Genomic DNA, 10,019 nt, shown 5'->3' on the forward strand with positions numbered 1-10,019 from the left:
GTGGATCAGGGTGAATGGGTCATCCACCCTGAAATTTTAAAATTAGGCTTTGTGACCTAGTTCCGCGCATGAACGCATATTTTTCTCAGTAGTAGGTTCAATCGTCAAAATATTGAAGACGTCATACTTGTCTTTCATATTCTTAGATTTAGACTCTACGATGATGACGGTTTGCACGGCCTGATGGTCGCACTTACGATAGTACTCAGGCCCCTTGTACCAGTCGTACTTCATATTCTCCATTGCTGTAACCACTTTTAGGGTGTCAGTAGATTTTGCAATCTTCACCCCAGCCAAGACGCTCTTCACGCCAGCGTAGCCTAGTGCGCCGTAGTCAGATGGTACGGAGCCGTTATACATTTTGCGGAAAGCATCGTTAAATGTTTTTGCAGTTGGGATACGATCTTCTAGGCCCCAGTAATAAGATGTGCCACCAATAATGCCTTCAAAGGCTTCTGGCCCACCAGCAAGACGTGAGGTGTAGAGAAGTACCGGTGTAACAATCTTCATGCTGGATTTAAGGCCAAAGTCAGTACATTGTTTTGCTGCATTGACCAAGTCGCGCCCAAAGTTACAGAGCACCAAAATATCTGGATTCAAGGCTTTGATACGTGGCAAGAAGGCGGAGTAATCGGATGCGCCTAATGGGTGACGGATGTCAGCCAAAGTAGTGGCACCCATTTCTTTGCCAGCACGCTCAAACGCACGCACCATTTCATGGCCGTAAGCATAGTCAGCTGTTAAGAACACAATTTTTTTACCAAAACGGGGGATGGAGTAACGCGCTACAGCGCCAGCCGTCATCGTTGGGTTCAGGGCTTCGTGGAATGTATAGACGCTCCAGTCTTTAGCTTCGTTAATTGCATCAGATTGGCTGATGGAGTTAAAGAGAACCTTACGCTCCTTACAAACAGCATTGATCGAGAGTTGTGTCGCGGCAGAAAGTGAGCCAACTACAAAGTTCACTTTGTCTTTTTCAATTAATTCCAATGTACGTGTTGCTGCTTCGCCAGGATTAAGTTTGTCGTCACGCACTAAAAGCTCTGCTTTGCGTCCATTAAAGCCGCCTGCATCGTTAAATTCTTTAATGGCTAATTCAGCAGCTTTTACCTGATCCTGAGCTTCTGCTGAGAAGGGTCCTGTCAACGGTGTCGGAAAGCCGATCTTGATAGTGTCAGCCTGAGCATTTGCTACGTTTAACCAAAGTGGAGTGCTTGCTGCTGCGGCTCCACCAATCAACATCTTGCGTCTTGTTTGATTCGTTACTTTTTGTTTCATGGTTGTCTCCTCCATATAAAACTTTGTTAAATAAGAATACTTTTTATTTTTTTAAATCTTAACTGAATGCGCCTTTTAGTGCGCAGATTCAGGTACTGCTTTCCCTTGAGCTAATAGATCGCTGATATCAATCGCGGTTTCCGCCATCACAGTATCGGCATTTCTTTTCAACTTCTCGTTATCCCTATTACCCTTGCTTCCTTGGGCTTGCATATAGCGACCCAAATACTGGGCTCTAGCCACTACTTGTTGACCTAGCTTTAAGCGCTCTTCGCTATATGCACTGAGTGCTGCTGGAGTAGCGCCATGCGCGGCAATATGCTTGGCTATCACAATAGCTTCATCACCAGCCTTAGTGACGCCCATTCCTACGTGCGGCCTGCCAACAAAAGCAGCATCACCCATGAGTGCGATTCTGCCAAAGACAATTTGTTCGGAGCGCACGTCATAAATGGCTTGTAAAAATGGCGCGGCTGTTTTTTCTAATATTTCTGCGTACTGTGGCGCCAAGATCTCCTGTGCGACTTTACGCATGTGGGCAATATGCCTCCAAGACACCTTGAGGGGCGGGATACCGGTGGGGTAATAATGGCCATCATCGTCTGTGAGAAGGCTTATTAATTCTTCATGCTCAGAAGCTGGGCGATACCAAACAAAGTTATAGCGACGCTTTCCTGGGCGCGTGTCATTGCCAGAGCCAGCAACTGGGTAACCCAGCATTTGCTCGCCATTGGGCAAACAAAAGCCAAAGCGATTAAATAGAGTGTCTAAGGTGTTCCTTGATAAGCAGGCTTCGTCACATACGCCACGCCAAGCTATATAGCCAGCATATTCAGGTTGAATTTGTGGTGCGACTTGCGCTCGCACTGCAGAGCGTATGCCATCGGATGCGATGAGCAACTCAGCATCATATTGACTGCCATCTTCACAAAGCACCTGTACAGCGTTCGCATCTTGCGTAACCGACTTCACTGTCTTACCTTGAAGGTAGCGCTCGCTTGGAAAGCTTTCTTTGAGCATGTGATACAGGCGACTCCAAGAGGTTAATACTTGAGGTAATTCCATTTCGCCCAAGCTTTGACCATCAGCACCCAAAGTGACACGCTTAGTCACAGGTACGCCGAGTGTTTCATCAACAGTCACTCCAGCAACGCGTAGCGCTTCAGCCAAAGCATCATGGGTCACAATGCCGGCGCCACGACCGTCCAAGGATCCAACCGTCTTTTCTAGCAAAGTAACGTCATGCCCTTGGCGCAGCAAAATATTTGCCACAAACAAACCACCAAGAGAGCCGCCTACAACTAGAATTTTTGCCATCAATAGCTCCTATGCCGCTTTCGCATCCAGAGCAGCTTTTTCTTCAGCCGGGTAATTGAGTTCAATAACCACTCCATTAGGATCATCCAAAAAGATTTGGTGAAGCTTTAATACGGGGACAGTGCGCTCGCGATAAGAAACATTAAGTTTCTTTAGGAGGGCAATTTTTTCTTCTAGACCAGTCGCAAAAAAAGCAATGTGATCTACTGCGCCAGATCCATGGAGTGTGCTGGGGTCGCGTTCACCTAAATATTTTTTCAGTCCGTTCGGATCATTTTTGTCGATAGCAATGAGGTGCAAGACCGCATTAGCCCAACTACCCTCATCACCGTTGTATAGCCATACGCCTGGGAAAGGGAATTCAGGTCTTGGGCCAACAGTTAAGCCAAGGAGCTTGCTAAAAAATTCAGTCGTTTTTTCAATCTCTAGACTGCGGATGGAGAAGTGATTCAGGCTTAGATTAGACATGGATACCTTTTGAATTAAGCAAACAATGATTTAGCAGAGTGGAGGTAAGACTGCACTCGGTCGCGAATGATTTCTTGTTCTGTATTGGGGCTTTCGGCGGCATATATGGCTTGTCCATAGATCCAGCGTCTCATGCCGATATAGAAAACGCCACCATGCAATCCCATGAGAAATTCAAGCTCACGCTGGGTGGGCTTTGATGTATCAGACCTACCGCAATACTTGCGAGTTTCGCGAATGAGTCTTGGTAATAAGCGCGTGCGCAAGAGCTCGAAGAATCGATCGCTAATAGAGTGATCACTTAAGCCAGAAAAAATTAAAATGCGCACAAAGTCATAAGTTAAGACTGTGTTGGAGTAGTCCAAATAGAACGCATTGAATTTTTCTTCGGGAGTGAGGGAGTCATCATCCAGCAGCTCTTCCCACTCTGGCTTCCAGCGAGATTCAAAGACTTCTTTATAAACCTCCTGAATCAGCGCATCTTTAGTGGGGAAATAGTGGTAGAGCAGGGTATGGGTGATGCCCAACTCTTTGGATAAATTTCTTAATTGGCCATCGATACCATTTCTAGCAAAGAACTGAATGGCGCTGTCCAATATTTGGCGTTTACGCTCGGCTGTCCCCATTCTTTTTCTAGTGGGCGCCATGGATCCTTCTGAAATTTCAGCAGTATTTGGGCTAGTAACGCTATCTTCAGTAAAACGCATGGATTCTCAGGGTTTATCCGAATTTGGACTTATTGACCAAAAGTTAAATAATGGTACATTGTTGAACAATTGGTAGATAAGACTCTATTCGTACAAACCCCAAGGAGATCAAATGGAATTAAATGGCGAGCAACTCATATCCGCTCCAATCCCTGAAGTGTGGAAGGGTTTGAACGATATTGACGTGCTGGCTAAGTCCATTCCTGGTTGCGAGGAGATCAGTCGCATCTCTCCAGAAGAGATTCATGCCAAGGTGATGTTCAAAATTGGGCCCGTTAGAGCCCGTTTTGCAGGGAAATTGCTTCTAAGTGACATCATCCCGGACCAGTCTTGCTCTATGGCCTTTGAGGGGTCTGGTGGGGCGGCAGGGTTTGCCAAAGGTAAGTCACGAGTGGAGCTAAAGCAAGCCGAAGGAGGTACTTTGGTCTCTTATACAACGGAAGCCTCGATTGGTGGCAAGTTAGGTCAAATTGGCGGTCGCTTAATTAGCGCATCGGCTAAAAAGATTGCAGATGATTTTTTTCAGAAATTCGCAAAAGAATTAGGCGGGGAGACAGTGGCGTTGGAGTCAGACGCTGGTGGTAAATAAAAAAGCAGTAATAAAAAAGTAGCGCAAAAAATAAAAAGCTAGAAAAGCTTAATTCATTAGTGGTGGAGGAGACTTAATGAAATCTGCAGCATTCGATTATGTAAAGCCCAAGGCCTTACAAGAGGCCTTGTCTTTGCTTGAGCAGGGCGGCGATGATGCGCAATTAATTGCGGGTGGGCAAACTTTATTGGCCACTTTGAATATGCGCTTGTCAGAGCCCACAGTGTTAATCGATATCACTGATATCGCTGAGCTCAAAGGTATTTCAGTTGTTGGTGATAGTTTGCGTATTGGCGCGCTAGTGACCCATACTGAAATTGAAGATTCAGAATTAGTCGCAAAACATGCCCCACTTTTAAAGGCAGCAGCCCCACATATTGCCCATCGCGCCATTCGTAATCTGGGTACTTGGGGTGGCTCCTTAGCCTATGGTGATCCAGCGGCTGAATGGCCAGCTTGCAGCTTGACTTTGCGGGCGACGATGATTATTCATGGACCAGCGGGCGAGCGCCGAATTTCAGCAAACGATTTTTTCATTGACCTGTATACGACCTCATTAGAGCCCGATGAAATTCTCGTTGCGACTGAGATTCCATTGGCAAGCAAGCAAGAAGTTTTCTATTTTCATGAGCTGGCTAGACGTCATGGCGATTACGCGGTTGCTGGTTTAGCTGCAGTTGCACAGAAGCAAGGTGATGTTTTGACTCACTGCGCCTTTACATTCTTCTCTGTTGGTGCCACGCCAGTAATGGCAACTAAAGCGCAGGATTTAATCAACGGCCAAAAACTCAACGATGAGTTAATTACTAAGGCAGTAGCCGAAGCGCGTAATGAAATCGAAGCAATTGCAGACATAACTAATAGCGCAGAAGCGAAACAACATTTAATTGGTGTATTGCTTGAGCGTGGACTCAAGCACATGATTGCTTAACACTCAAATAGCAAGCATAGGCAAAAGAATTCGGAGATCAAAATGAGTTTGAAGAAAAAAATTTCAATGACCGTGAATGGTCGACTCGTCAACGCAGAGATTGAGCCACGCAGACACCTGGTGGATTTTTTACGCGAAGATTTGCATTTAAAAGGCCCTCACTTAGGTTGTGAGCAGGGCGCGTGCGGAGCTTGTACCGTCAAGGTAGACGGGCAAATCATTCGCGGATGCCTATTTCTGGCAGTACAGGCGGATGGCAGCGTGGTTGAGACGGTCGAAGGTCTTACTAAAAACGGTGTTTTGACAGATCTACAAGAATCTTTCATGCGCCACAACGCTATGCAGTGTGGTTTCTGCTCCTCTGGCATGTTGTTAGCAGCAGCAGAGTTGATTGAGAAACAACCAAAAGCAACGCGCGAACAAGTGCGCGAATGGATCTCAGGTAATTACTGTCGTTGCACTGGTTACCACTCCATCGTCGATGCAATCATCGACGTATTGGATGCTCGTGCAAAGGGCCAAAAAATTAAACCTGTCCTTGCCGACGCTTAAGGAAAACGTATTATGAATAAGCCAAGTGATTTAAAAGGAATGGTGCTCGATCCCGTAACAAATGATCAGCGATACATAGGTCATAGCGAACCAAGACATGGAGCTCGTCGTCTGCTTGAAGGTCAGGGCACTTACATTGACGATATTCAATTGCCTCGTATGGCGCATGTGGTGTTCTGGCGCTCTCCAGTAGCACACATGAAAATCGGCAAAATTCATACAGAGCATGCTAGCAAGATGCCCGGTGTTCTTGCGGTTGTAGATGGCGTGCAAATGGCGAAAATTTGTAAGCCTTGGGTAGCCACTTTAGGTCACCTAGCTGGTATGAAGTCTGCCCCTCAACACGCCTTAGCAATTGATCGTGCTTGTTGGCAGGGTGAGCCGGTGGTGGCGGTCGTTGCGGAAACTAGAGCGCAGGCGGAAGATGCTTTGCAGCATATCGATGTTGAGTGGGAAGAGTTGCCGGCAGTCGTTTCCATGGAAACCGCGCTTGATGCAGATACTCCGGTTATTCATCCTGACCTTGGCGATAATTTATGTTTTACCCGCAGCTTGGATGTTGGCAATGTAGATGAAGTATTTGCAACTGCCGACGTAGTTGCAGAAGCCACCTTTGGATTTGGCCGTCATACCGGTGTCACGCTCGAGCCGCGCTGTCAAATTGCAGATTACAACCCAGGTGATCGTCGCCTTACTGTGTACCACTCGCAACAAGCGCCACACATGATGCAAGATTTGTATTGCCGTCAGTTTGGGCTTTCAGAATCAGATGTGCATGTCATTTGCAAGGATGTGGGCGGATCTTTTGGTATTAAGGTTCACGCCTATCCAGATGATTTCGCTACCGTAGGGCTTGCCATGATGCTTGAGCGCCCCGTGAAGTTTGTTGCAGACCGTCTTGAATCATTCACTAGTGATATTCATGCGCGTGAGCATCGCATTAAAGGACGTATAGCCGCCAATAAGGCAGGTGATATCTTAGCCTTTGAGATCGATGATCTGACTGCAATTGGCCCATACTCCATGTTCCCTAGAACTAGTGCTATTGAAGGCAATCAAGTCGTGAACTTGGTCGGTGGTCCTTATAAGCATCAAAACTATCGCGCTAAGCTGAATGTCGTTTTTCAGAATAAAACACCAACCTGTCAGTATCGTGGCGTAGGCCATCCGATTGCTTGTGCTGTGACCGAAGGCTTGGTAGATTTGGCTGCGCAAAAATTGCAAATGGATCCACTCGAGTTCCGTAAGCGCAATGTGATTCCGGATGACGCTTATCCCTGCTCCGGAATTTCTGGAATTAAGTTAGAAGTTCTCTCGCATGAACAATGTTTGCGAACCATTGAAAAAATGATGGACTATTCCGCCTTGCGTAAAGAGCAGGCTGAGTTGCGCAAAAAAGGTATTTATCGCGGCATTGGATTTGCAACATTGATTGAGTTAACCAATCCAAGTCCTGCTTTCTATGGTGTGGGTGGCGCACGTATTGCCTCGCAGGATGGCGCTACTGTTCGCATGGATCCTAGCGGTGTGGTTTCGGTATTGATTGGTGTTGGTGAACAAGGTCAAGGTACTGAAGGTATCTATACCCAGATTGCTGCCGATGCTGTTGGGGTTCCAATCGATCAAGTACGTGTTATTACTGGTGATACCGATGTCACTCCTTATGGTGGAGGTACCTGGGCATCACGTGGAGCTGGTGTTGGCGGTGAAGCAGTTCTCTTGGCTTCTCAAGCCCTGCAAGAAAACATAATTAAACTTGCGGGCGCTATTTTGAATCGACCTGTTGCTGAATTAACTGCTCGTCGTGGATATATCCTTGATAAAGCGACCGGTGAGCAATTATTGCCCTTTAGTGAAGTGGGTAGAGTGGGTTATTTCCGCACGGATACTTTGCCGGCTGGATTTTCTGCTGATCTCATGGTGACGCGTCACTACACACAAAAAGAATATCCATTCATCTTTACGAATGGAGTGCAAGCGTCTTACGTTGAGGTTGACCCAGATACCGGCTTCGTGAAGCTATTGAAGCATTGGGCGGTAGAAGACTGTGGTCGCGTTATCAATCCAATGTTAGTCAACGAACAAGTTCGTGGTGCAATCGTTCAGGGTATTGGCGGCGTTCTGTTCGAAGAGTGCCTCTATGACGAAAGTGGTTTGTTGCGCAATGGCAGCATGGCAGATTACTTAGTGCCGATGGCTAACGAGATGCCGGATATTGAGGTTGCTCACGTCGAGACGCCTACCCAATCTTCCAAATTGGGTGCTAAAGGGGCGGGTGAGGCTGGTACAGCAGGAGCGCCAGGTGCAGTTCAAAACGCTATTAATGATGCCTTGGCACCATTAAATGCATCCGTCTTTGATCAGCCCATCACCTGTGAAAAGATCCTGCGGGCTCTCAAGAAAATCTAGCTTTAAATAGGCTTTGACCACCCTGGTGCATCACCTCCGGGGGTGGTTCAGCACATCCTGTAACATCCAGTTTTAGGGTCCATAAAGCAGTCTGCACCCCTTTTTAGTTAACTTGATACGGTAAATGATATGTCTACATTAAAAGATAAAACAGCCCTAGTTACTGGCTCCACTAGCGGTATTGGCTTAGGAATGGCTATTGCATTGGCTAAACAAGGCGTTAACATCATGGTCAATGGTTTTGGCGAGAAAGATGAAGCCATTGCTCAAATAAAAGCCTGTGGTGTAGAGGTTGATTACCATGGCGCTGATATGAGTAAGCCCGCGGAGATTGAAGACCTGATCAAGCAAACAGAGAAGCGTTTTGGCTCGCTAGATATCTTGATTAATAACGCCGGCATTCAGTACACCGCGAACATTGAAGAGTTTCCAACGGATAAATGGGATGCCATCATTGCGATTAATTTAAGTTCAGCATTTCATACAACACACCATGCCTTACCCGGTATGAAAAAACGCAACTGGGGCCGTATTATTAATATCGCTTCAGTACATGGTTTAGTAGCTTCTACTCAGAAGGCTGCCTATGTTGCTGCTAAGCATGGCATTGTTGGGTTAACTAAAGTGACGGCTTTGGAAAATGCGCGTACTGGCATTACTTGCAATGCAATTTGCCCGGGTTGGGTATTAACTCCGTTAGTTCAGAAGCAGGTAGACGCTCGCGCAGAACGCGAAGGCATTTCCAATGAAGCAGCAAAGACCGCCTTGGTATCTGAAAAGCAGCCATCTGGAGAGTTTGTGAGTCCAGAGCAATTGGCAGCCTTAGCGGTTTTCCTCTGTGGGCCAGACGCCTCTGAAGTTCGTGGAGTGGCTTGGAATATGGATGGTGGTTGGACAGCTCAATAAGAGCTAAGTCATTATTTTTAGTCAGAATTCTGGATTTTGGTATATACGAACAAAATCAGTAGAATCGTTTATAGTTAACCCCATTATTACAACTAGGAGATCCTTTAATGGCATCAATCTTAACCTCTTTGGGACGTACCGTATTTGCCGGTTTTGTCCTTCTCGCCCTCATTGTTTTAGGTTTTGGCAGCAACTTTAATTCCGCCGAGCTTCCATTTGTTTTCCGTTGGCTGCACGTGATGTGTGGTGTGATGTGGATTGGTCTGCTCTGGTACTTTAACTTTGTGCAAATTCCTTCGATGCCAAAGATTCCCGATGAGCAAAAGCCAGCCATTGGTAAGGTGATTGCTCCAGCAGCGTTATTTTGGTTCCGTTACGCAGCTTTGTTTACTGTACTAACTGGTTTGATTGTTGCTGCTTTAAATGGTTACTTACATCAAGCCTTCACATTGCAAGCTCCATTCCGCGCAATCGGTTTGGGTATGTGGATTGCCTTAGTAATGGCCTTTAACGTTTGGTTCATTATTTGGCCAAATCAAAAACGTGCTCTTGGCATCGTTGCTGTTGAAGCTGATGTTAAGGCAAAATCTGCTCGCGTTGCCATGTTGACATCCCGCATCAACACATTGTTGTCTATTCCAATGTTGTTTTTGATGAGCGCTCAATCACACAACACTACATGGTTTGTAATCGTTTCTTAATCATTACCAACTGCATAAATAAAAGGCCCGCATCTGAACTGACCCACAAAAGTTGGACAGTTTAATTAGGTTAGCACGAGGGATTGAGTTCGGTAATTAACCGGGCTCAATCCCTTCAGTTTTTGTTTGATCCGATCATGGTTGTAATAGTCGATATATTC

General features: G+C 46.3%; 11 protein-coding genes. 6 read left to right on the top strand and 5 right to left on the bottom strand.

The genetic code is table 11. The annotated features are described in order from the left end of the window. Window positions 1-42: 42 nt before the first annotated feature. The 4 genes from ICN44_RS09435 to ICN44_RS09450 all read right to left on the bottom strand — a co-directional run bounded on the left by ICN44_RS09435 (window position 43) and on the right by ICN44_RS09450 (window position 3,770). The gene (locus tag ICN44_RS09435) at window positions 43-1,278 is read right to left on the bottom strand and encodes an ABC transporter substrate-binding protein (protein WP_251367780.1); all 1,236 of its coding nucleotides are present in this window, start codon (window positions 1,276-1,278) and stop codon (window positions 43-45) included. A gap of 75 nt (window positions 1,279-1,353) precedes the next feature. Then, window positions 1,354-2,595: an FAD binding domain-containing protein gene (locus ICN44_RS09440; protein ID WP_216263698.1), complete on the bottom strand. Its 1,242-nt coding sequence runs from the start codon at window positions 2,593-2,595 to the stop codon at window positions 1,354-1,356. Window positions 2,596-2,604: 9 nt separating this feature from the next. Next, entirely contained in the window at window positions 2,605-3,063 is a 459-nt protein-coding gene (locus tag ICN44_RS09445) for a glyoxalase (RefSeq protein ID WP_216263699.1), read from the bottom strand. Between the two features lie 14 nt (window positions 3,064-3,077). Further along, a complete protein-coding gene (locus ICN44_RS09450; protein WP_216263701.1) occupies window positions 3,078-3,770 on the bottom strand; it encodes a TetR/AcrR family transcriptional regulator in 693 nt (230 codons plus the stop codon). 112 nt (window positions 3,771-3,882) lie between these two features. Here ICN44_RS09450 and ICN44_RS09455 point away from each other — a divergent pair, with 112 nt between their 5' ends. The 6 genes from ICN44_RS09455 to ICN44_RS09480 all read left to right on the top strand — a co-directional run bounded on the left by ICN44_RS09455 (window position 3,883) and on the right by ICN44_RS09480 (window position 9,858). Beyond that, window positions 3,883-4,359, top strand: a complete 477-nt coding sequence (locus ICN44_RS09455) for a CoxG family protein (RefSeq protein ID WP_072582970.1) — start codon at window positions 3,883-3,885, stop codon at window positions 4,357-4,359. A 76-nt stretch (window positions 4,360-4,435) separates the two neighbouring features. Next, window positions 4,436-5,290 (top strand): xanthine dehydrogenase family protein subunit M, encoded by an 855-nt coding sequence (locus ICN44_RS09460; protein WP_216263702.1) that lies wholly within the window; start codon window positions 4,436-4,438, stop codon window positions 5,288-5,290. Between the two features lie 42 nt (window positions 5,291-5,332). Continuing rightward, window positions 5,333-5,842 carry a (2Fe-2S)-binding protein gene (locus ICN44_RS09465; protein WP_216263703.1) on the top strand — a complete coding sequence of 170 codons (510 nt, stop codon included), beginning with the start codon at window positions 5,333-5,335 and terminating at the stop codon, window positions 5,840-5,842. A 12-nt stretch (window positions 5,843-5,854) separates the two neighbouring features. After that, window positions 5,855-8,251 (top strand): xanthine dehydrogenase family protein molybdopterin-binding subunit, encoded by a 2,397-nt coding sequence (locus ICN44_RS09470; protein ID WP_216263704.1) that lies wholly within the window; start codon window positions 5,855-5,857, stop codon window positions 8,249-8,251. 129 nt (window positions 8,252-8,380) lie between these two features. Continuing rightward, window positions 8,381-9,157 carry a 3-hydroxybutyrate dehydrogenase gene (locus ICN44_RS09475; RefSeq protein WP_216263706.1) on the top strand — a complete coding sequence of 259 codons (777 nt, stop codon included), beginning with the start codon at window positions 8,381-8,383 and terminating at the stop codon, window positions 9,155-9,157. A 107-nt stretch (window positions 9,158-9,264) separates the two neighbouring features. Then, entirely contained in the window at window positions 9,265-9,858 is a 594-nt protein-coding gene (locus ICN44_RS09480) for a urate hydroxylase PuuD (RefSeq protein WP_216263711.1), read from the top strand. Window positions 9,859-9,923: 65 nt separating this feature from the next. On the opposite strand, the gene ICN44_RS09485 is transcribed toward ICN44_RS09480, so the two are convergent. Beyond that, a partial coding sequence (locus ICN44_RS09485) for an IS3 family transposase (protein ID WP_216205431.1) occupies window positions 9,924-10,019 on the bottom strand: 96 nt, incomplete at its 5' end.

This window comes from Polynucleobacter sp. JS-Fieb-80-E5, assembly GCF_018882015.1.
Lineage (GTDB): Bacteria > Pseudomonadota > Gammaproteobacteria > Burkholderiales > Burkholderiaceae > Polynucleobacter.

Bases quoted from the DNA above. Each gene is read 5' to 3' on its own strand.
- ICN44_RS09435 (WP_251367780.1), bottom strand. From the start codon at position 1,278: ATGAAACAAAAAGTAACGAATCAAACAAGACGCAAGATGTTGATTGGT.
- ICN44_RS09440 (WP_216263698.1), bottom strand. From the start codon at position 2,595: ATGGCAAAAATTCTAGTTGTAGGCGGCTCTCTTGGTGGTTTGTTTGTG.
- ICN44_RS09445 (WP_216263699.1), bottom strand. From the start codon at position 3,063: ATGTCTAATCTAAGCCTGAATCACTTCTCCATCCGCAGTCTAGAGATT.
- ICN44_RS09450 (WP_216263701.1), bottom strand. From the start codon at position 3,770: ATGCGTTTTACTGAAGATAGCGTTACTAGCCCAAATACTGCTGAAATT.
- ICN44_RS09455 (WP_072582970.1), top strand. From the start codon at position 3,883: ATGGAATTAAATGGCGAGCAACTCATATCCGCTCCAATCCCTGAAGTG.
- ICN44_RS09460 (WP_216263702.1), top strand. From the start codon at position 4,436: ATGAAATCTGCAGCATTCGATTATGTAAAGCCCAAGGCCTTACAAGAG.
- ICN44_RS09465 (WP_216263703.1), top strand. From the start codon at position 5,333: ATGAGTTTGAAGAAAAAAATTTCAATGACCGTGAATGGTCGACTCGTC.
- ICN44_RS09470 (WP_216263704.1), top strand. From the start codon at position 5,855: ATGAATAAGCCAAGTGATTTAAAAGGAATGGTGCTCGATCCCGTAACA.
- ICN44_RS09475 (WP_216263706.1), top strand. From the start codon at position 8,381: ATGTCTACATTAAAAGATAAAACAGCCCTAGTTACTGGCTCCACTAGC.
- ICN44_RS09480 (WP_216263711.1), top strand. From the start codon at position 9,265: ATGGCATCAATCTTAACCTCTTTGGGACGTACCGTATTTGCCGGTTTT.